Annotated in this window: 24 protein-coding genes and 6 tRNA genes; 24 read left to right on the forward strand and 6 right to left on the reverse strand. The window is 37.2% G+C overall.

What is annotated here, in order from left to right; all coding sequences use genetic code 11:
• The 7 genes from ACFX4R_RS26615 to ACFX4R_RS26645 all read left to right on the forward strand — a co-directional run bounded on the left by ACFX4R_RS26615 (position 1) and on the right by ACFX4R_RS26645 (position 2,450).
• Positions 1-75 (forward strand) — tRNA-Gln (locus tag ACFX4R_RS26615).
• Between the two features lie 5 nt (positions 76-80).
• Positions 81-155: transfer RNA gene (locus ACFX4R_RS26620), tRNA-Gly, on the forward strand.
• A gap of 32 nt (positions 156-187) precedes the next feature.
• Positions 188-261 (forward strand) — tRNA-Cys (locus ACFX4R_RS26625).
• 14 nt (positions 262-275) lie between these two features.
• Positions 276-364: transfer RNA gene (locus ACFX4R_RS26630), tRNA-Leu, on the forward strand.
• 30 nt (positions 365-394) lie between these two features.
• A tRNA-Leu gene (locus ACFX4R_RS26635) sits at positions 395-476 on the forward strand.
• A 144-nt stretch (positions 477-620) separates the two neighbouring features.
• Complete coding sequence (locus ACFX4R_RS26640; protein WP_377571163.1) at positions 621-1,571, forward strand: tyrosine-type recombinase/integrase; 951 nt, start codon at positions 621-623, stop codon at positions 1,569-1,571.
• 15 nt (positions 1,572-1,586) lie between these two features.
• On the forward strand, positions 1,587-2,450 hold the full coding sequence (locus ACFX4R_RS26645; RefSeq protein WP_377571166.1) for a hypothetical protein: 864 nt from the start codon (positions 1,587-1,589) through the stop codon (positions 2,448-2,450).
• Positions 2,451-2,779: 329 nt separating this feature from the next.
• Here the strand turns inward: ACFX4R_RS26645 and ACFX4R_RS26650 are convergent, their stop codons facing one another.
• Together ACFX4R_RS26650 and ACFX4R_RS26655 are read right to left on the reverse strand one after the other, a co-directional pair.
• Positions 2,780-3,082: a hypothetical protein gene (locus tag ACFX4R_RS26650; RefSeq protein ID WP_377571169.1), complete on the reverse strand. Its 303-nt coding sequence runs from the start codon at positions 3,080-3,082 to the stop codon at positions 2,780-2,782.
• Positions 3,083-3,133: 51 nt separating this feature from the next.
• Positions 3,134-4,051, reverse strand: a complete 918-nt coding sequence (locus ACFX4R_RS26655) for an AbiJ-NTD4 domain-containing protein (protein ID WP_377571172.1) — start codon at positions 4,049-4,051, stop codon at positions 3,134-3,136.
• Between the two features lie 79 nt (positions 4,052-4,130).
• Here ACFX4R_RS26655 and ACFX4R_RS26660 point away from each other — a divergent pair, with 79 nt between their 5' ends.
• Positions 4,131-4,742, forward strand: a complete 612-nt coding sequence (locus tag ACFX4R_RS26660; RefSeq protein ID WP_377571175.1) for a hypothetical protein — start codon at positions 4,131-4,133, stop codon at positions 4,740-4,742.
• Between the two features lie 81 nt (positions 4,743-4,823).
• Here the strand turns inward: ACFX4R_RS26660 and ACFX4R_RS26665 are convergent, their stop codons facing one another.
• From ACFX4R_RS26665 to ACFX4R_RS26675, 3 genes are all read right to left on the reverse strand, one after another.
• Complete coding sequence (locus ACFX4R_RS26665; protein WP_114896796.1) at positions 4,824-5,018, reverse strand: hypothetical protein; 195 nt, start codon at positions 5,016-5,018, stop codon at positions 4,824-4,826.
• A 68-nt stretch (positions 5,019-5,086) separates the two neighbouring features.
• On the reverse strand, positions 5,087-5,323 hold the full coding sequence (locus tag ACFX4R_RS26670; RefSeq protein ID WP_377571178.1) for a hypothetical protein: 237 nt from the start codon (positions 5,321-5,323) through the stop codon (positions 5,087-5,089).
• Between the two features lie 959 nt (positions 5,324-6,282).
• Positions 6,283-7,143 carry a tyrosine-type recombinase/integrase gene (locus ACFX4R_RS26675; protein WP_377571181.1) on the reverse strand — a complete coding sequence of 287 codons (861 nt, stop codon included), beginning with the start codon at positions 7,141-7,143 and terminating at the stop codon, positions 6,283-6,285.
• Between the two features lie 620 nt (positions 7,144-7,763).
• Here ACFX4R_RS26675 and ACFX4R_RS26680 point away from each other — a divergent pair.
• The 11 genes from ACFX4R_RS26680 to ACFX4R_RS26730 all read left to right on the forward strand — a co-directional run bounded on the left by ACFX4R_RS26680 (position 7,764) and on the right by ACFX4R_RS26730 (position 13,999).
• A complete protein-coding gene (locus ACFX4R_RS26680; protein ID WP_377571184.1) occupies positions 7,764-8,954 on the forward strand; it encodes a helix-turn-helix domain-containing protein in 1,191 nt (396 codons plus the stop codon).
• A gap of 290 nt (positions 8,955-9,244) precedes the next feature.
• Positions 9,245-9,445 carry a helix-turn-helix domain-containing protein gene (locus ACFX4R_RS26685; protein WP_377571187.1) on the forward strand — a complete coding sequence of 67 codons (201 nt, stop codon included), beginning with the start codon at positions 9,245-9,247 and terminating at the stop codon, positions 9,443-9,445.
• 30 nt (positions 9,446-9,475) lie between these two features.
• Complete coding sequence (locus ACFX4R_RS26690; RefSeq protein WP_377571190.1) at positions 9,476-10,105, forward strand: V-type ATP synthase subunit I domain-containing protein; 630 nt, start codon at positions 9,476-9,478, stop codon at positions 10,103-10,105.
• On the forward strand, positions 10,102-10,308 hold the full coding sequence (locus ACFX4R_RS26695) for a hypothetical protein (protein WP_377571193.1): 207 nt from the start codon (positions 10,102-10,104) through the stop codon (positions 10,306-10,308). The genes ACFX4R_RS26690 and ACFX4R_RS26695 overlap by 4 nt, the downstream gene beginning before the upstream one ends.
• 17 nt (positions 10,309-10,325) lie before the next feature.
• Positions 10,326-10,595, forward strand: a complete 270-nt coding sequence (locus tag ACFX4R_RS26700; protein ID WP_377571196.1) for a hypothetical protein — start codon at positions 10,326-10,328, stop codon at positions 10,593-10,595.
• A 12-nt stretch (positions 10,596-10,607) separates the two neighbouring features.
• Positions 10,608-10,961: a hypothetical protein gene (locus ACFX4R_RS26705; protein ID WP_377571199.1), complete on the forward strand. Its 354-nt coding sequence runs from the start codon at positions 10,608-10,610 to the stop codon at positions 10,959-10,961.
• Positions 10,962-11,378, forward strand: coding sequence for a phBC6A51 family helix-turn-helix protein (locus ACFX4R_RS26710; protein WP_377571202.1), 417 nt, complete (start codon positions 10,962-10,964; stop codon positions 11,376-11,378).
• Positions 11,378-11,629: a hypothetical protein gene (locus ACFX4R_RS26715; protein WP_377571205.1), complete on the forward strand. Its 252-nt coding sequence runs from the start codon at positions 11,378-11,380 to the stop codon at positions 11,627-11,629. The genes ACFX4R_RS26710 and ACFX4R_RS26715 overlap by 1 nt, the downstream gene beginning before the upstream one ends.
• A 195-nt stretch (positions 11,630-11,824) precedes the next feature.
• Complete coding sequence (locus tag ACFX4R_RS26720; protein ID WP_377571208.1) at positions 11,825-12,256, forward strand: hypothetical protein; 432 nt, start codon at positions 11,825-11,827, stop codon at positions 12,254-12,256.
• 94 nt (positions 12,257-12,350) lie between these two features.
• Positions 12,351-13,397: a hypothetical protein gene (locus ACFX4R_RS26725; RefSeq protein WP_377571211.1), complete on the forward strand. Its 1,047-nt coding sequence runs from the start codon at positions 12,351-12,353 to the stop codon at positions 13,395-13,397.
• A 528-nt stretch (positions 13,398-13,925) separates the two neighbouring features.
• A tRNA-Gly gene (locus ACFX4R_RS26730) sits at positions 13,926-13,999 on the forward strand.
• A gap of 115 nt (positions 14,000-14,114) precedes the next feature.
• On the opposite strand, the gene ACFX4R_RS26735 is transcribed toward ACFX4R_RS26730, so the two are convergent.
• Complete coding sequence (locus ACFX4R_RS26735) at positions 14,115-14,780, reverse strand: B3/B4 domain-containing protein (RefSeq protein ID WP_165575615.1); 666 nt, start codon at positions 14,778-14,780, stop codon at positions 14,115-14,117.
• A 129-nt stretch (positions 14,781-14,909) separates the two neighbouring features.
• Here ACFX4R_RS26735 and queG point away from each other — a divergent pair, with 129 nt between their 5' ends.
• From queG to yhbH, 5 genes are all read left to right on the forward strand, one after another.
• Positions 14,910-16,046, forward strand: a complete 1,137-nt coding sequence (gene queG, locus ACFX4R_RS26740) for a tRNA epoxyqueuosine(34) reductase QueG (RefSeq protein WP_377571214.1) — start codon at positions 14,910-14,912, stop codon at positions 16,044-16,046.
• A gap of 72 nt (positions 16,047-16,118) precedes the next feature.
• Positions 16,119-17,006, forward strand: a complete 888-nt coding sequence (locus ACFX4R_RS26745) for an amidase domain-containing protein (protein ID WP_377571217.1) — start codon at positions 16,119-16,121, stop codon at positions 17,004-17,006.
• Positions 17,007-17,070: 64 nt separating this feature from the next.
• A complete protein-coding gene (gene trmL / locus ACFX4R_RS26750; RefSeq protein ID WP_016762878.1) occupies positions 17,071-17,544 on the forward strand; it encodes a tRNA (uridine(34)/cytosine(34)/5-carboxymethylaminomethyluridine(34)-2'-O)-methyltransferase TrmL in 474 nt (157 codons plus the stop codon).
• 458 nt (positions 17,545-18,002) lie between these two features.
• A complete protein-coding gene (locus tag ACFX4R_RS26755) occupies positions 18,003-19,898 on the forward strand; it encodes a PrkA family serine protein kinase (RefSeq protein WP_013055179.1) in 1,896 nt (631 codons plus the stop codon).
• A gap of 288 nt (positions 19,899-20,186) precedes the next feature.
• On the forward strand, positions 20,187-21,401 hold the full coding sequence (gene yhbH, locus ACFX4R_RS26760; RefSeq protein WP_272911289.1) for a sporulation protein YhbH: 1,215 nt from the start codon (positions 20,187-20,189) through the stop codon (positions 21,399-21,401).
• Positions 21,402-21,463 lie beyond the last annotated feature (62 nt).

A 21,463-nucleotide genomic window follows, 5' to 3' on the forward strand; every position in this document is an offset into this window, starting at 1 on the left:
TGGGCTATCGCCAAGCGGTAAGGCAACGGATTTTGATTCCGTCATGCGTTGGTTCGAATCCAGCTAGCCCAGCCATATATGCGGAAGTAGTTCAGTGGTAGAACACCACCTTGCCAAGGTGGGGGTCGCGAGTTCGAACCTCGTCTTCCGCTCCAATTTTAATAAAGTTATTTAGTCTTGAGTAAATGGCGGCATAGCCAAGTGGTAAGGCAGAGGTCTGCAAAACCTTTATCACCGGTTCAAATCCGGTTGCCGCCTCCATTTATTTACAAGCTGCCGGGGTGGTGGAATTGGCAGACACACAGGACTTAAAATCCTGCGGTAGGTGACTACCGTGCCGGTTCAAGTCCGGCCCTCGGCACCATTTATAATTTTAACTTGCCTTTTTTATTTTGCCGATGTGGCGGAATTGGCAGACGCGCACGACTCAAAATCGTGTTCCTTCGGGAGTGTCGGTTCGACCCCGACCATCGGTACTTATACATATGCGAAATAGAGGCGTTTTTCCGAAAGGAAAAGCGTCTTTTTTGTGTTTTTAGGGCGTGAAAAATCGTGCGAACTAATAATACGAAGTGTGACGATACATTATTCGATAAACCAAACGAAAGGGGTTTTCGGTAATGGTACGACGTTCAAATAAAATTATCCAACCTTCCGATTCTTCGAACACCAGCTTCGATTCATTCGAGCATACTTTTCATTTATTCCTTCGAGATTGTAAAATTCGAAATCTATCCGACCATACAATTCAATACTACAAGAACGAATTATTTAAGTTTATCAAACGGCTTGAATCTCTTGGAATAGAAACTTCACCCGTAACAATTACAACAAAGATACTTGAAGATCATATTCTTCGCATGTTTGATGATGGTTTAAAAGAAACGACTATCAACGCCAACCTTCGGGCAATTCGCTCGTTCTTCAATTTCCTTGAACGTGAATGTTTAATTGTAAAAAATCCCGCCAAGCCGTTGAAGTTAGTCAAACAAAAGAAAACGATAATCCAAACATTTAGCCGTGACCAAATTCACGCATTACTAAGGCAACCCGACCGAACTTCTTTCACGGGGCTTCGTGATTATACAATGATGATGTTTTTACTTGAAACAGGCGTCCGTGTGAAAGAACTTTGCGGAATCAGCGTTAAAGATATCAACTGGAACGACGGAGTTGTAACGATAAGGCAGCCGAAAGGCTTGAGGGAAAGAAACGTCCCAATCCAACGGACTATGAGGAAACAATTGTCTACGTATTTACAGATTCGAGGTTCAGTCGATCATAGTTTTTTGTTCATTAATATCGATAATGAACCAATAGCAATTAGAGCTGTTCAGGTGAACATTTCCAAATATGGACGCATGGCAGGGATAAAGGACGTTCGTTGTTCGCCGCATACGTTTAGACATACATTCGCAAAGATGTCGGTTCAAAATGGTGCAGACGTGTTCACACTTCAACAAGTGCTTGGTCATACGACAATGGACATGGTTCGAAATTATGTAAATATGTTTTCGAATGAGATCTATGCAAGCCACCGCAAGTTTTCACCAATTGAAAAACTATTTTAAAGGAGGCAATACACAATGACGAGATTCACCGCGATTAACTTCCAAGAACTAAGACAATATGAATCCTTTTCCGATAAGTATGAAATGGACAAGTCTATCTATGAATACATTGATTTTATTCGTCATGACGTGCCGCAAAGCATCGTCGACGTTCTTCTTTGTCTTGGAAAGGCTTCGCTTCGTTGCGTGGGTTTGTCGTTTATGAAACAAGCTACAATTGCAGAGCAAACGGGATATTCACGTAAGACTATCAATAAAGCGTTAAAGGCATTGGAGAAATTTGGCGTCGTTGATTCCGTGCGAACTAAAACGAAGGCAGGTCGTCCGAGTGTAAAAGTCATGCGTATTCTTCCCTTTTGCCTTGAACGGTTACAGCAGAGGGTTACAGCAAGGGAAGCAAACGAAACCAACGGAGACAACGGTTTGAACCTAATTGATGACTTCGAACCAATTGTTAAAGAATCACCAAAACAAGAAAAACATATTATTAGCAATAACCAATCAATTATTGAAAAAGTGTCCAAGTTATCAACAACGATTGATATTGACGGCAAACTGAAAAATATTGTACGTTATCTTGGATTAAAAGTTGGCGACAAAGTAAAGCAAGGCTTACAAATCAAATCCTTTTCGGCATATTGCGAAAAAGTGCTTGCCAATGAAATCCGTCGTTTTGCGGTGAAACAACGTGTTGAAGAAGACCAACGCCGCAAGCATGAAGAAAAGCAACGTGAATTTGATTTGTTTGTTATAGATAACTTCGGCAAAGGATTCGAAGAAATGGGTTCGTTTGTCCGAGAAGAAGCCGTTCGAATGTTTAAGGAAGCAACTGAACCAAAACGTCCGAAAGTTACGTTTTATAATTGGCTTGAATCATAACTGAAGGGAGAAAAAAATAATGAGAGAAAATCGGAAGAAAATAAAACCAATCACATACAGAAAAAATGGGTTGATAGTTACTGTTTCATCTACAAATGAACCCAGCCCCGAAGCAATTAGAAATACAAATCGAAAAATAAATGAACTAATGAATAAATATTATTCGAAGATTGACAGTCAATGTGATAACGAGGGAAAATAAAAGCTTGTATTTCGATTCTAAGGTGATTTGTTACGTTGGAAGCTTATGATATTCGAAAGGGAAGTAATTGGCGAAATTAAGACGACATGAAAGGCATTCTTTCATGTATGCAAAAAAACGCCAACCCTTATGAATTGGCGATTTCATTCCGATATTCTATCAACAATTGAATGATTTCTTCGGCTAGAAGTTCTTTCACCGCAATTTCGTCAAGATATTGGCGTGATTTGCTTTCAATGTTCAAGACTTCGTCCTTCGGGAATTGCAATTTCGTCAAGATTGTAAAAGCGTTGTATTCGTGAACACGTTCAAAAGGAGTTCCTTCTTCGTAAGAGATGGAAGCAAGGTCAACGTTTTGTCCTTCGGCTAGTATTCGTTTATGTGCTTCGATTGAACGAATAAGCAATCGGTTTTTTATATGCTTATTCACGATTAATCACGTCCTTTTAAAAGAGGCTTTCCCAGTGAATTACGTTAGTATTTATACTGAGGTTGGTACATTTATATCGCTCATACATAAGTCAATTAAGGCAATCATTCTATAAAACAAATAGTCGACCTGTTTCATTGATTCGATTGCTATTTTATTCGTTTCAAAATGACGAATTTGATAATTGTTTCCTATGGCGGTTAAAGCTTTAAATTCAATATCTAACATATTATCGAAGCCTCGAGTCTGTCCAGATACATTTTGGATTAATTGAATCGAAGATGTCTTTTTATTCTCAGGCACGTAAATGGTTTTTATTCGTTCAAAAGCGTCCCAAATTTTTTCAAGTGCAATATTACGGTCTTCTGCTTGAGGCTTACGAATATATTGGATCGCCTTATTTACAAGCTCATTTAATTTTTCGTCAGCTGAATGAACAATTAGATTCTCGAGTAAATTATTCATGTCCGCAGGTAATTGACGCTTAATTGCTCCATCTTTGTCTAGGTAGAAGACAAGTCCATTTCTTTGAAAGATTCGGTTAACTTCATCTCTGAAACTTTCCTTTGCAACCTGTGTTTTTGGGAAATGAAGGTGGTGATGTCTATAATAACTATGATAATCGTATTCCTCAACATCTACTATCTTTGAATAGCAGTATTCTATAAAGTCCAACAAATTATACTTTTCATCTTCTTCGATTATATCCTCGGGATCAAAGTAGTCGTTGTCTTTTAATTGTACGGGTGTTTTCATGTTAGGTATATATGATTTAATTGAAACATTTAATAATTGAACATTCGTTTCATAGACAGCACCATTGTCATCACAGTTTATTGGGAATTCTTGAGCGAAATTCTTTGTGTATTTTCTAAAAGTATTCATTATGCCATTGTAAACTGCAACACAAATAGTCTCTGACTTTAGTTCTCTTTTTCCTTGCTCTCTTTCACTGAAAAAGTCTTTCATGGTTAATCTCCACCTTGTAATATATAGTATAATTGTATTATATCACCTGAACGATTTTTTAGTTAAAGGAGTAAAAGAATTGATAAAAAATAAATTTATGAAAAACATCCATTTGACTTTGATGGGATTTGAAGTTGACTCATTTCGTGACTATGCCAAATACATAGAAAGTTCATTTCAGAAAGAATTATCTTTTTTTGAAGACGGAGCAAAAGATTTACCAGAAGAAATAGTAGACGAATATTGGGATCACTATATCGATGAAGCAATACAATATAGTAAAGACTTCCCAAGAATTATGCGCAATTCCTTATTCGTAAGTATTTATTCTTTTCTTGAAGATAAAATTGTTGAATTATGTGCACCTAATGCTAATTCTAATGGGAATCCTAATTTTTGGAGTGTTAAGAAGGCTGTTGACTATCTAAAAAAAGATTTAGGTCTTGACGTTCCTAAGAGTACAAAAGAATGGCAATATATTACACATGCTATTCGTATACGCAATTGCATAGTACATTGTAACGGAGTTATATCTAGATCAAGTGATAGAGCAAATTTGGAAAACTCAATTAAGGCAATTGACTTTGTAGATCAAGAGGAAGGGCGTATCATTTTGGATAGTGGTTTTTGCTTGGAGTTTTTGGAGAATGTCCATTCATTTCTTCGTCAGCTTTATCAAATAGAAAATTAATTGTTTGATAGTCGTCCATTACATAAGGACGGCTTTTTCATTACAACAAAAGAGCGTTCCATAACGAAACGCCCCAAACGTTTATTTAATTTTTCCTGCTTGACGAAGTTGTTCTTCTAATATTCCATATAGCGAAGGGTTTCCGCGTTTAGACGTAGGGTCATTGGTAACGCTAGTCAGTTTTCCTCCAACGTTCATATGAATATGTCCATTACTTTCATTTAGCCAAATATTTAACGGAACAGATATCGTTTTCTTTTCTGCTTCTGTTTTCATGCGTATCGACCCCTTTAATATATCGATTTGGTTATGTGTACCATTTTATGATACGATACATAACTCATTTATTCTACTACTTTCGAATAACCCCGTTTACCTTTTACGACACGGCTATCGTCTTTGCGTAGCTGCCACATGACATGATTAATTTCACCGAAACGAATTCCGAATCTATTAAAGATAAAATCCGAAACTTCTTCATGAGAAACTTCGCCGCCTTTTTGCTTCATAAATTCAACGATAGCAGGTTGGATTTCTTCTTTACCGTAACGTTTGCCGTGTGTATAAACATTCTTATTCATTTATGTATCTCCTCTCAAATAACACTGTTTTTGATTTTACTATAACTAGAAATATTTGCGAAGAAATCTGCAAAATAAAAGACGGGCATTTTGCCTGTCTGCTTCTAACTTAAAGTCGTTTCAAGTTTATTTTCGTTTTGGAAATCGCCTTCCTAAGTCATAACAATTTCGAAGGGGGAGCTGTATCTGCATATAGTAGCAGCAAATTTCTAACCGTTTGGTTGGAATTAATTCTTGAAGGTATACCGTCTGCAAGTGGCTTTATTTCTTGCTTATTGACGTTTCTATCGTATTTATAAAATTCAACTTTTACATTCCTTGCTTCGGCTTCACCAATATGCTAAGACGTTGGAAGGCATAAAAAAGAACCGCATTCCATTCGACTGGAAGCGGCATGTATAAGAATATTTAATTTTAAGATTGCAACAATATGGTATTTATGTAATGACGGTTATTTCGCTTTTATCGTATGTATCGTTAATATCTTATTAATTGCGGTATTATCTTTGTTTTTATTATTGTCAATTCAGTTTGTCAACTTCATTGCCAAGCAACTTTGTTGCAACGTTCTTGAATAAATCGATTTTCTTTATGAAAGAATGTTTATTTATAGCGACTAATATATCGAAGATTAATGTAATCTAACGAATATCGGCGTTATTCTAATAAATAATAGAACCGTGAAACCACAATACAAGTATCGAAGTGAAATTGTAATTTTTCTGTAACATTATGGAATGAACGGCTATAGGAATCGAATAGGTTTCGTTTAGTAGTGTGTATTGATCGCGATAATGACGTCAAATATCCGTAAAACGGCAATTATACGACTGGAAACGTCCGAGAAAACCCGGCAATAAATCCTGTATAATCCCAATAACAACAAGGCTTCGAAAGGACTTCCGCTTGGTGACGTTCGGACATACGACAAATAAAAGAAGCCGCCACAATAGACGACTTTAATCGAAAAGATTATTCAATTGTTCCGTAATTTCTCGTTGACTTGCCATCGCATAACGACGGGTAATTTCAATTGTTTCGTGTCCAGCTATTTGTGATACGGTCACAATGTCGATTCCCTTTTTGATAAGGCTTCGGATATAAGTGTGACGAAGTTCATGAGCGTGATATCCGTATTTCTCAACAATACGTTGTGCTGAGCGCTTGGAAATAGGCTTGCCGTAGTTAGAAAGAAACAAAGCGTCTAGTTCGTCCGTGCGGCTTTCAAGATAACGTTGTAAATGTCTTCGGGCTTCTTTCGGTACTGGAACACGACGTTCTTTGTTACCTTTCCCGACAATCGACAGTTCACCGCCCCGTTTTAAATCAACGTTAGACTTCTTTAAATCTGCTAATTCGCCAATTCGAATTCCTGTATATGCTAATAAATTTATAACCGCTATATTTCGAAGATTGCCGTCTCTTTCAACGTCCCTTAACAAACCGTTGATTTGATTCCGTTCAAGCGATTTGGGGGCGATTGCTGTCGTTGATTGTTTCTTCGGTTTGCGAATATCTTCAACAATATCGGTCTTCCCTAAATACTTCGCTAATACGCTAATAGTTCCGAAGATACGGTCAATTGTAGAAGCAGAACGTCCAAGCCCTACAAGATAATCTATATATGATTGTACGTCAAAGCGTGTAATAGATTCGATGTCTCCGCCGCTTCCCTTCAACCAAGCATCCAGTTTCTTTAATTCTCGAATATAAACGGCAACAGTTCCAGCCGCCTTGCCTTTGTCTAATTGATTGTATTCGAATCTTGAAAAGAAGTCGTTGTTCCCTTCGATAACTTTCATGACACTTTTTTCGTTCATTCGTAAATACACCGTCCTTGTAATAACAACGTTTTCGATATCTCTATGTTACCATAAGTGACGTGAAAGTCAACTTTTGTGACACTTTTTTCGGACGAATAAATGATTGTTTCATATAAACGTATAGAAGAAAGATAGAACAAACGTGATTAATTGTATTCGGAACAATATAGAAAGTTACACACGAAGCCACACGCCCAAATAAATGACCGTGGGGACGGGGGAGGCGCTATGTTAGCAGGAGAGAGAAGGCATACGAAAAATATACATATACTTTTACTAAAGTATTGGCAACGCAAGGACGAAAATTGACACCGTTATCCAATTGAACAGAAGGTTGCCAACTACGCTTTACAACGTCCAGTAATCGAAAGGTAACTGATCCCCACGGAAGGGGCAGGCTATGCCGCCAAAATAACGAAAAGAGCCGGCGAGAATGTACGAAATCAATCCAGTTATATTGTTGGTATTAATTAGGTTGTAAAGTACGTTTGACATCGAAAGGAAAAAAGTTTCATATTTTCTCTTGTTGTTCCCCTACTTGGTTTAATTATTAAGCAAAGGGACGAATTTGTCGGGTTCGTTCTTACAACAACACCAAACTGAAAGGGGGAATAAAAATGACAAAGAGAAAAGGAGAACACAAGGAACTATTTTTCAAAACAAATAAGAGATTGACACGTGAAACAACACTTATCGCTCAAATAGAAAAAGAAATCAAGGGCGGGTATGTGACGCTTGCGGCTATCGCTTTATTCATTGACGAGGAAGGACGAGCATTTCCAAGTCAATCGGAACTTGCGAAACAAGTCGGGGTTTCACGACAAACAATCAACGCAAGAATTAAGGCATTGATAGAGTTCACGACTAAGGACGGCCAAAAAGTCCTTGAAGCTAAAACTGTTCGAGAAGGATTGAATAAAACACGGACATTCTATCGCTTACTTCCTGCAAGTGGATTGACTTATATTCATGACGTGTCGAATGAGGTTGTCGAGTCAGCTTTACAAGCTAACGACGAAGAGGCAACAAATGAGGTTGTTAATGATACGTTACAACGTCAAGAGGTCGCCGAACATTGTGAAGAAAATACGGAGGTTGTCAAGTCGGCTTTACAACCCATTGTGAAAAAATCGGATAGGTTGTCAAGTGGGTTTGACCCTAAGAAGAATTCAGTTATAACTAAATCCATTCAAGAAGAATTCAGTAATAACAATAACCATAAAGGGAATGCGGATATTGTAGAAAACAAAAATAAATCTTTAATAAAAGACAACAACAATATAGATAATGAATCAACCATTGTTGCGAAAGAAAAAGATTCGCATAAGGCAATAAAAGAAAAGCTGAAGGAGGTTGAAACCGATATTGTCGAAGATACCGAAAGGAAAAGAATTGCGGCTGTAATTGTTGCTAATGGGCGAAGAAATAACGATATAAAAGAAGACGGGTCACAGGCGGCACACGTGGGAGGCGTGGCGTCCAAACAATCTACCAAAGACAAAGTATTGCCGAAGGCTACAATGTCCCGAAGTATGGAACGAGCGACGATTCTTGCAATGGTTGAATCTAATCGAAAAGCACGTGAAGCGTCAGAAATAAAAGCACGTGAAGAACGTCGCAAGAAGGCACGTGAAGAAGTCGCAGCTATCACCCGAATGACTGCACACCAGGACGACATGGCTTCCGAATCTATATCGAAGGACAAACGCCTAAGCGTCCAAGGAATCTCAAACACGGAGCAACATGGGACTTCAATTGAAGACGACGGTCAATCATTCGAAGACTTGGTTCGTGATTTGTTAGGGTGAAAAAATTGCGGATTTTCGAAAAAAGTTTTCAATTTATATTGTGTGGAAGGCATTTAGCTTAATTAACTAACAAAGGGATAAAAAGAAAGGTTTCGTCCGTTCCTTTCCTATGCCGTTGTTTAAGACAGCACCTCTTTCATTCGGTTTGGAAACCCGATAATAAAAACGGACACTCATATCAATTTCGACATTTTGTCAACCTAATCGATGACGCCTTCAATTGGCGTCTTTTAATTTTGTATTCAATGTTAATAAATAAATCTATTTCAATTATAAAGGCGGTGAAAGTATTGATAGACATTTTTAAACTACACGGAAAAGCGTTAACCCTTCTTCGAGTATCTAACGACTGGAAACAAGTTGAGGTTGCGAAGGCACTAGACGTAACGGCGGCACACATTTCACAGTGCGAAAAAAGTAAACGTAAATTATCTGAAATTCAAACAAAGAAATTTATTGAATTAATCGGAACAAGCGAAGGCATTTGTTGAGCTTATCGGAAGCTAATTGAGACTGATCTTATGAACAGAAAAGGAGGCGATGAAACCATGAAAGAAATCGAAACTATTAAATCTAAAATTGTTGAACTGGAAACGAAGAAGGAAAAATTGACGGAAGAACTTGGGGAGCTATCGAAGGCAATCGAAGTAAATTTTGAAGATTTAATTCAAGGTAAAGTTGACGAAGAAACAATTGAAAAGGCGAAAGCATTCAATGAAGAAAAAGCGTCAGAACTTGCAAAAACCGAAGAATATATTGTAAGGGCGAAGGCGGCACGAAAGAAATTAGCGCATGAAAAAATGATTCCATTCGCAAAACAAAAACGTGAGAAGCGTCAAAAGGAAATTCAAGAACGTTATGACAAGCAAGTCAAAGCCGTTCATGAAGCCCGAAATGCTTTCCTTCGAGAACTTGCGAATCTTGGTCAAATCCGAAATGAAATCGGTGCGGTAAACAGTGAATATAATCAATTGTTGTCGGATATGGGCGAAGGTAAAACGCCATACGGTTCAGCTATTAGAGAAGTTGTTGTTATCCCTAATGGCTTTACGCCGGATGACAAAGCGACAGGAATCAACGAACTTATTCAGAAACAAACTTATTCAAGCGGCAACGTGCCAGCATTCGCAAAGTACGGTGATTCTAAATGATAAATTCAATCGAAGTAGTTCGTAAACAAGAATATTACCGAAATCAAACAATGTCACTTGTTTCTGAATTATCGGTGGAAGGGAAATCAAAAGACGAAATTTCCGAAGCGGCTGGAATTTCAAAGGCGGAAGTTGACATTGTATTGCGTGAAATCAATCGAACAAACTTGAAGGGGCGTCCAAATATGCGACGCTTCTTTTAATTATGGGGGTTTTAACTATGTATAAAAACGAACATGATTCTTTGAATTATCAACCGAAAAGATATAGTCCAGTTGACGAATTTGAGAAATGGTACGAAGAAAAAGGCAAGCAGAATACTAAGAACGGTAAGCCTGATAACGACCATAACGAACTTATCAATAAGGAAATCGAAAAAGGAAATTTTGATAACGTTCCAGCTATTATGAAAATTGCTCATGGCTTGGAACAACTTCAAAAGGCGAAGGAAGGCGAACAAGCAAAGCGAAATAAGAAATCCGAGCAGTAAGGGGGCGACAATATGTCAAACAAAGATAACGTTATGAGTTTACAAGAAACCGAAGAAGCCCTTCGGAAATTAGACGTCGCCCTTTACGGGCTTGACCTCTCGAAGCTGTCCGCCCAAGAACGTAAAGCGGTTGAAGAATCGACCCACCGACGTTGGGAACTGGAAACTGAAGCCGAACGACGGAATCCGAAACCAAAGCCAATCCTTTCGAAAAAAGAAGAATTAGAACTTCGCCGACTTCAAATGTTAGAAGCGAAATTCGAAAAGGTTGCAAAGGGTAGACCAATCAAAGAATTATCAAATAGCGAACTTGAAAAACAATTAAAAATCTTGCAAGCAATTGCAAAACGTTCGGGGGTGAAATAATTGGATATTTATATTGGGTTAAATGAACAAGAAATTCGAATTGTTGAAGAATTAGCGAACAAAGGCGGTCGAAGTTATGCAGACATTGCGAAGGCGGTCGGGATATCCGAAAGGCAGCTATACCGAATTCGTCAAAAGCCACATATCAAAAAAGCAGTAAAAGAACGGACTCTTCAAGAAGTGGAAGAAGATATTCCTGACATTATGAAGGCACTTCGAAAGAATGCCAAAAAGGGCGATTTCCGTTCGATTGAATTGATTGTAAAAATGATGGGCTTGCTTGTTGACCGTTCCGAAGTCACACAAAGAACGACTATTGAAGACAATAGGTATAAGCATATGAGCGACGATGACATTGACAGAGAACTTGCGGAACTCGACCAAGAATTAAAAGTGATTCAGGGAGGTGCGAAATGATGCTTCGTGATATAATCCCCAAACTTACGAATTCAAATGACTTCGAAGTTCATTCAACACGGGGGCGAAAATGGACGCCGCACGAACAGGAAGAATTATCCCGTCGCAAGATACACGCCCAAACATTGCTTCGTAATGATAAACCGAATAACATTTTTGTCATTGCGAAAGTGTGTAAGTTATCGCTTATGACCGTTCGTGACCTTGAAGCCAAATCTAGAAAAGAAGCAGGAAGGATGAAAAGTTATTAGAGGCTGAGTGGATTTTATATCCTTTTATACTGGAAATATTTGATTGAAAGATTAGTTGTAACGTAATACAATAAATGTATATCTTCAAGCATATTTGTTCACCTCGGCTAAATGAGGAACGAGCAAAAGCCGTCCTAAAAAATGATAATGGGGACGGTTCTTTTTTATTTTACGGAGAAAGGAAGATTGATAAGGTTGCCTACTTGGGTACAGTGGTTCAGTTTTATATTATCAATTATCGGTTCATTTTCGGGTATATATGCTTTGTTTCTCAATCACCAAAGAACAACGATTGCGAAGCGCAAAGAAAATGAGCGATTGGAAGAAAAGAAAAAAGCAAAAATTCGTTTAGAGAAAACTAAGCAAATGGGTAGTCAGAAGATGAAGGATGTTCTTATAATCAAAAATGAAGGAAAAGCTGCGGCAGAACAACTTTATATACGTTGGGAAAATAAATACGGTGAAATTAATCCATTGGTTGGGAAAATGCCTGTAAAGATCGATGGGGGAGATTCAATAACTTTTAACATGATGATTTATGCTGGAACTGCGCCTCCTTATAAAGTGAGAGTTACGTGGGACGACGAGAGTCAAGAAGGTAATGTTTACGAAACAACAATTAATTAATTTGCTATTTAACGGATTGTATTTTAGGTGTTTTATCAATAATTCTATGCTGTAAGCTCAATTACTTAAACTATACTTTGAAAGGTGTGTGACAATGGAAAGTCTAAGCAAAGCAAGAAAAGAGTATCCACGATTTTTTGATTTTTTATTCAAAAGCCCTTTATATAAAAAGTACTATATTAATACAGAGGTTATGACTAGACCTGATCAAGAAACTTTTGGTTACAATTATCAATTTATCGATGGAGTGGAGGAGAAGGTTCCTGATATTGTCCACTTTACCACATATTTAGATAATATTGATTTTTATACTTTAAAGGCAATCATTTTACATCCTTATGAACAAGATTACTATTGTCCATTTTGTAAGAAGGAGATAGGGATTAGGAATAAAAATGCAGTGGAGAATAGCGATTATCTGAAACGTGAAATTGATACAATAGATAACTTTTCCTTAAGAGAGCATGAGGATTATATAGACGAACTCAAGAGTAAAGAATCCAAAGATAGGTATGACAGGTTTATTGAAGAGTTTTTTGGTAGTAACCATACGCTGAATCTTGAATTGGAGTGTAACTCTAAGTACAAGCATCAGTTTGTAGTTAGTTTAAAAGTAGAAGATAATAAAATCTTGAAAATTGGTCAATATCCTTCAATTTATATGTTCGATACGTCTTTAGATAAATATAAAAAAGTTCTCAAAGATAAAAAAAATAAAACGGACTTACGAAAAGCTATAGAATTGGGCAGCTCTGGATATTTTGTAGGTGCATATACGCATTTAAGAAGGATTTTTGAACGTATTGTAAATGGAGAGTTAGACAGACTCATATCAGGTAATTACATAACTTATTCAGATGAAACACCCATAAATAATCTAAGCACTGTAGATAAAGCAAAGTTGATTATGGAATACCTTCCAAAACATTTAAATGACATAAGGGCACCTCTCTATAGCGTGCTAAGTGAAGGTATCCACAAATTAGAAGAAAAGGAATGTGAAAAATATTATAATTATCTGCTTGAAGCAATTACAATTATACTTGAGCAGCAATTAGAAATGAGAGAAAGAGAAATAAAAGAGGATGAAAATAAAAGAAAAATAAACAAGGCTAATTCGGAAATACACATGAAATCCTAAATAGATAGTAAAGTGAACAGTAAGATAAGAAACTGTCTTCCAGGATATAAGCTATTAAATAGGAAGGGAAACGACCTTAATTGTTTGAATAACGTAAAAGGATGCCAATTTTTATAGGTTGGCGTCTTTTGTGTTGCTATCAATTGTTCTGAGTAAATTACGTTTAGAAGGTTGGGGATGATTTAAATTCATTGAAATTTAATAAAATCTTAAAATAACGTTGACATTCGACACATCTCGTGTAATAATAATACTTGTGATTCGCACGATGGCAATTATTAAGTTGGTTGTCAGTCTAGTAAATCTTACGAAATGACTTGAATAGTGTGTCGTATAAACGCTTCGCATTTCGCATAATACCAACGGATAAGGGTTCGTTTCTTTTTCGAAATCACCCAAATCACGACTCAAAATCGTGTTCCTTCGGGAGTGTCGGTTCGACCCCGACCATCGGTACTTTAGCTTTACTTGACAGGATGATTCCTGTTTTTATTTTTACTTATCGGTCGACAAATTTTGATAATATTTGCGGGTGTAGTTTAGTGGTAAAACCTCAGCCTTCCAAGCTGATGTCGTGAGTTCGATTCTCATCACCCGCTCCATACATATTGTTATCACAACGCAGTGTCTCGCTTTCAAAGCTGAGATGTTGCGTTTTTTATTTTTAGCGTAAATATAGCGTCTATCTTTTCAAGATAGACGCTATATTTACGTACATCAGTTAATGACTTGATAGGTGGCTTCGCCGCCGTGAATTTGAATGAACATGTCACTTAGGGATTTAGTTAGTTTATAAGCCCGTTCTTCTGAAAGTGAAGGCTTTAAATAAATGAACTGTACAGCTTGTGTTGTCTTTTCAGTTACGTACGCTCGGTTAGAATCGACATAAGGGCTTCCGAAAGCTCCTAGGGCATCTTTAGAAATGATTTTATTTTCTAAAGAAATGTTACGTTCATTTAGAGCTTCATAAGACTCTTCTTTTTTACCGATAGCAAATTCGATGGGGCCTTCTAAATTAGAGGAGTCATAAATTCCAATTGGGACTTCATATTGCAATGAAAAAAAGTTATTAATGTCCACAGCAGAATTGATAGAAGGCAAATACGTTTGTTTTCCTATTCTTCTAATTAAAGCTTCTATAGAAGGGCGGTATTTACTTGGATCAGTTCCAAATATTTTGAAAAGCTTTCTCCACTCGCTAACACCTTCGAATTCTGTTACTTTTTTTGACTCAAGCTCGAAATAAATGGATTCTTGAAAGAGGCGCAGACGTCCTTTTAGCATTTGAGGAGAATCACCAACTTCAATATTTTTATACTGAATGATTCCCATTTTAAAAGAAGGACAAAGCTGTTTAATAGCGGACGATAATGTAAAGTTCATTTTTTTGATCCTTTCTATTATAATTAGTATTTGTTCGTTTATAGATACCATCCTATCATTTCATTGAGTGAGAAAACAGTTCAATGCATGAATATATAGAATTTCTTAGAAAGGAGGCCATTACTCACTATGAATGCGTATCAGTTGAAGGAAGAAATTATTTCATACAGCAAAGAGATTGGAATCGATAAGATTGGATTTGCGAGTGCTTCTATGTTTGATGAGTTAAAGAATCGATTGTTAGCACAGCAAGAGTTAGGTTATGCTTCAGGCTTTGAAGAACCTGATATTGAAAAGAGAGTAGATCCCACATTAGTTGTTCCAAAAGCTAGATCGATTATTTCAATTGCACTTGCGTATCCTTCTAAATTAAAGGATGCACCAAAGAGCACAAAGGAAGATCGCCGTGGAATCTTTTGCCGTGCTTCTTGGGGGCAAGATTATCATACGGTTCTACGTGATAGGCTTCAAAAGCTTGAAACCTTCATAAAAGAAAAAGTACCTGCAGCTATCCTTCAATCAATGGTAGACACAGGTGAGCTGTCGGACCGAGCTGTAGCAGAAAGAGCTGGTATTGGCTGGAGCGGTAAGAACTGTGCCATTATTACACCTGAATTCGGTTCCTACGTGTATTTAGGAGAAGTGATTACAGATATCCCGTTTCCTCCTGATAAACCGATAGAGGACGGTTGTGGTACTTGTAATAAGTGTGTTGATGCGTGTCCTACGGGTGCGCTTGTAACAGGCGGTCAGCTGAATTCGCAGCGATGCATTGCCTTTTTAACCCAAACAAAAGGATTTTTAGCTGAAGAATTTCGAAGTAAATTAGGCAATCGTTTATATGGCTGTGATACATGTCAAACTGTGTGTCCTGAAAATAAAGGAAAAGACTTTCATTTTCACCCTGAGATGGAGCCTGACCCAGAACTTGCGAAGCCTAAATTAAAACCGCTCTTAACGATGAGTAATCGTGAATTCAAAGAGAAATTTGGACATGTTTCAGGTTCTTGGAGAGGGAAAAAGCCAATTCAGCGTAATGCCATTATTGCACTGGCCCATTTTAAAGATCAAACCGCCGTTCCAGATTTAATTGAATTAATTAAAAATGACGTTCGCCCTGTCATTCGAGGAACAGCGGCATGGGCGTTAGGCAAAATTGGCGATAAAGAAGCGTTAGATATACTTATGAACTTAAGAGAAAAAGAAAAGGACCAAGAAGTAATTGAAGAAATGTCAAAAGGTATAGAGATGCTTCAAGAGATCTAAACCGTATTTTTATTGATAAAGTTAGCTAATGAGTCATAGCGTATAATAAACGCTTAGAAAAGTGGTGACATTATGCTAACAAAAAGGAATGTATTATATACTTTAATTAAAGCGCGTGCGGACAGCTATGTAAAAGGTGAGCTTCATGAAGACTTTAAGCCTTTCATTGAACATCAGTGTGAGCTAAAGCGGTCTCTTATAAAAAAAAGAGAAGTTGATGTTTTAAAATGTAATATGAAAGGTTCTATTCAATCTGCTCATACGGATCAGGAAGAAACAAGAGTATTATATAAGGTGCACATTCAGGCATTTTTAAAACAAAACGATTTTTTCTATATAGAAGAAGAAATTGAAGATCGTTTAGCTCTTTTTTATAAAGATACGCTTATTCAAGATGAGCTGCTGGTAAAGGGTTTTTCTGAAGATAAGGTTGAAATGGATGTAGAAGAAGTAGAGGAAGACGAAGAAAGAGCCTCTTATTATGATCGTCTTGCGGCTGTTCAGTATGCAGAAAAACATTGGGATAACCCTAATGAAAGTTATAAGCAGTTTGAGGTAAACTGCACCAACTATATTTCACAGTGTTTGCATGCAGGAAAGGCGCCGATGCGGGGATATCCTAAAAAAGCAAACGGATGGTGGATGAGAGGGAACGCCTGGAGCTATAGCTGGGCAGTTGCTCATTCCATGCACAGCTATTTAAGTAACTCCAAATCAGGACTTCGGGCTGTGAGGAAATCTTCAGCAAGCGAACTTGTCCCGGGAGACGTTATCTGCTACGATTTTGAAGGAGATGGAAGATGGAATCATACGACGATTGTTGTAGCAAAAGACGGTCACGGTATGCCTCTTGTGAATGCGAACACGTATAATAGTCGAATGAGATATTGGGCTTATGAAGATTCAACGGCTTACACGCCAAAGATTAAGTATGATTTTTTCCATATCGTTGATCGGTAAGTCTTTCGTTTTAGCAAGTTAGTGGTATAATGATGAATAGATTTGTTAGCAGAGGTGAAAATTTGTGGGAGTACACGTAGTGTTATTTCAACCAGAAATTCCAGCAAATACAGGAAATATTGCGCGAACATGTGCAGCAACAAATACGACGCTGCATTTAGTTCGTCCGTTAGGCTTTTCAACAGATGATAAAATGTTAAAGCGAGCTGGATTGGATTATTGGGAATTTGTAAATGTGGTGTATCATGATTCATTAGAGGAAGTATTCGAAAAGTATCCTGAAGCAGGTTTCTACTTCATCACAAAATTTGGTCAGCAGCCACACACAACATTTGATTATAGTGACTTAGAGCAGGATCATTTCTTCGTATTTGGAAGAGAAACAAAGGGTCTGCCAAAGCACATTATTGAAGAGAACATGGAAAGATGTCTTCGTTTACCGATGACAGAAAATGTTCGCTCTTTAAATTTATCTAATACAGCAGCTATTTTAATCTATGAAGCGCTGCGTCAACAAAATTATGCTGGTTTATCTTAAGTAAAAAGCGAGGTTCAAATTTTATTGAACCTCGCTTTTTTATTTATGTCGGCGATGATATGTAGTGGTTATTTTTTAACGCCCGGTTTATCATTGTATCCCGCTCTGAAGATGGATGCTAAAAAAGCAATTGTTACTCCTAATACTAAAAGTAAGCGCATTGATTTTCCTCCTCAATCTAATTAAAAGGATTATATAGCTACTGCAGTTAAAACCGACTTCCCATATCTCATGATGATAATAATGACAAAATAACTCTTCTAGAGACATAAGTTCTCTAACAAAGTTTAGCCGTTCCTTCTTACTCTTTTATTATAGCTAATAAATACTTTACTGTGAATGCCTAGCAAGGACAAATTTCTGAATTTTACAATTTAAAAAGCATGTTCAAACATTTTGCTGCATAGATTGTATTAATCTTGTTCACTAGCACCATAACTAGTAGGGGAGGTCCTTTAATGGATATATTAAAGAAAGTTGAAAGATACCGCGAAGAAGAGAATCGTCTTAAGTGGGAAGGGACATTTGAAGAGTACCTAAAGCTGATTAAAGATGAGCCTTTAATTGCTCAGCCTGCACACTCTAGAGTATACAACATGATAAAGGATGCAGGAATTGAAGAGGTAAATGGTAAAAGACATTATAAATTTTTCAGTGGACAAATGTTTGGACTTGAAGATTCGCTAGAACGCTTGGTGGAAGAATATTTTCATCCAGCTGCAAAGCGTTTAGATGTTCGTAAACGTATTTTACTTTTAATGGGTCCAGTAAGTGGTGGTAAATCGACGCTAGTGACCATGTTAAAAAGAGGGCTTGAAGCTTATTCGCTTACTGATCGAGGAGCTGTTTACGCTATTAAAGGATGCCCAATGCATGAAGATCCGCTGCATTTAATTCCACATCATTTGCGTAAAGACTTCTTTGAAGAGTATGGTATCCGAATCGAAGGAAACTTATCTCCTTTAAATACAATGCGATTAGAGGAAGAGTATGGCGGGAGAATTGAAGACGTCATTATCGAACGCATTTTCTTCTCAGAGGACAAACGAACTGGAATTGGAACGTTCAGTCCTTCTGATCCGAAATCTCAAGACATTGCCGACCTAACAGGAAGCATTGACTTTTCAACAATTGCAGAGTATGGATCTGAGTCAGATCCGCGTGCTTACCGCTTTGACGGAGAGCTTAATAAAGCAAACCGGGGAATGATGGAGTTCCAGGAGATGTTAAAATGTGATGAGAAATTTTTATGGCATTTACTCTCTTTAACCCAAGAAGGAAACTTTAAAGCAGGAAGATTTGCTTTAATTAGTGCAGATGAATTAATCGTAGCGCATACAAATGAAACAGAGTATCGCTCGTTTATTTCCAATAAGAAAAATGAAGCTTTGCATTCACGAATTATTGTAATGCCTGTTCCATATAACTTAAAAGTGAGTGATGAGGAAAAAATTTATGACAAAATGATTCGTGAAAGTGACGTATCAGATGTTCATATTGCCCCTCATACGTTACGTATTGCGTCTATCTTTACTACATTAACGAGATTAAAAGAGCCTAAAAAAGGCGATATCGATTTATTAAAGAAAATGCGCCTATACGACGGTCAATCTGTAGAAGGCTATAACGATGCAGACGTAGAAGAGTTACAAAAAGAGTATACGGATGAAGGAATGAGCGGTATTGATCCTCGTTATGTCATTAATCGCATTTCATCTACCATCATTCGAAAAGATATTAAATCAATCAATGCATTAGATGTACTGCGTTCATTGAAAGAAGGGCTAGCACAGCATGCATCTATTTCTGCTGAGGATCGAGAGCGTTACCTGAATTATATTTCTCTGGCGCGTAAAGAATATGATGAAATTGCTAAAAAAGAAGTGCAAAAAGCCTTCGTTTATTCGTATGAAGAGTCCGCTAAAACATTAATGGATAATTATTTAGATAATGTCGAAGCATACTGCAACAAAAATAAGCTTCGTGATCCGCTAACAGGAGAAGAGTTAAATCCAGATGATAAATTAATGCGTTCAATTGAAGAACAAATTGGTATTTCAGAAAATGCAAAAAAAGCATTCCGCGAAGAAATCTTAATTCGTATTTCGGCTTATGCACGTAAAGGAAAACGATTTGATTATAATTCCCATGAGCGCTTACGCGAAGCGATTCAGAAAAAATTGTTTGCGGATTTAAAAGACGTAGTGAAAATTACAACGTCCACTAAAACACCAGATGAGCAGCAGCTGAAGAAAGTAAATGAAGTAGTGGCTCGATTGATTGATGAGCATGGATACAATTCAGTATCTGCTAATGAACTGCTGCGCTATGTAGGAAGTTTGTTAAATCGATAACTCAGTACTAACAAGAAAACATGGCACTTCCGATCTGTGCCATGTTTTTCTTATCTCTTAAAATAAACTCTGCATAATTAGGCTAATGTGTAGTACGCATTGCACTTAACCATCATATGATAAGTCATAAACATATACATGACACTAGACACTATAAAATGAATAGTTAATAGTGAAAGAATTAGTTAGCAAGTATACCATTCTTGCGCATAGGATAAGAGTAACCAACCTTTGAACTAAAGGTATTTGTCAGAAACTTTCGGTATAGCTTATGCATGCCGAGTAAAAATGTGCAGGTGTTTTTTAAATAAGGAGGGGAATAGCGTGGGAAAAGAAGTAGATAAAAGTTTTGCTGTCTCAAAAGAAGACTGGTCCCTCCATCGTAAAGGCCACGATGATCAAAAAAGACATCAAGAAAAAATTAAAGAAGCAATTAAAAATAATTTACCGGATTTAATTACAGAAGAAAATATCGTGATGTCCAATGGAAGAGAAGTTGTTAAAATTCCGATCAAATCATTGGATGAATATCGAATTCGGTACAATTATGATAAAAACAAACATGTGGGTCAAGGTGATGGAGACAGTAAAGTTGGGGATGTAGTAGCACGTGATGGATCTGCTGGAGATGGTCAAAAAGGAGCAGGAAAAGGTCAAGGAGCAGGGGACCAGGCTGGAGAAGACTACTTTGAAGCAGAAGTGTCTCTTATGGAGCTTCAAGAGGCTTTATTTGCTCAATTAGAACTGCCTAATCTTCAGCGAAAAGAATCTGATCAAATTGTTGTGGAGCACATTGAGTTTAATGATATACGACGTACAGGTTTGATGGGGAATATCGATAAAAAACGAACGATGATGAGCGCTTACAAGCGAAACGCAATGACAGGAAAGGCTGCTTTTCATCCTATTTATCCGGAGGATTTAAAATTCAAAACGTGGAATGAAGTTATAAAGCCAGAATCGAAAGCAGTCGTCTTAGCTATGATGGATACGAGCGGTTCGATGGGCATATGGGAAAAGTATATGGCAAGAAGCTTTTTCTTTTGGATGACACGCTTTTTACGTACGAAATATGAAACAGTGGAAATTGAATTTATTGCGCATCATACAGAGGCAAAAGTAGTATCAGAAGAAGACTTTTTCTCTAAAGGAGAAAGCGGAGGAACTATCTGTTCATCTGCTTACCGAAAAGCGCTTGAATTAATTAACCAAAAGTATGATCCGAGCCGCTATAATATTTACCCGTTTCATTTTTCAGATGGCGATAACTTAACTTCAGATAACGCAAGGTGTGTAAAGTTAGTAAATGAATTAATGAAAGTGTCAAATATGTTTGGATATGGGGAAGTGAATCAGTACAATCGACATTCCACTTTAATGTCTGCGTACAAAAATATTCAAGACGAAAGTTTTAGACACTTTATTTTAAAACAAAAATCAGACGTTTTTCACGCGATGAAAAGCTTTTTTAGAAAAGAAACAGAAGACCAGAAATATGCTTAACCTAAAAGGCCTAGACTTGTTATCTAGGTCTTTTTTATGCGGTTTATTCAGCGCTTCTTTGG

The organism is Priestia sp. YIM B13490, from assembly GCF_042787735.1.
Taxonomy (GTDB): Bacteria; Bacillota; Bacilli; order Bacillales; family Bacillaceae_H; genus Priestia; species Priestia megaterium.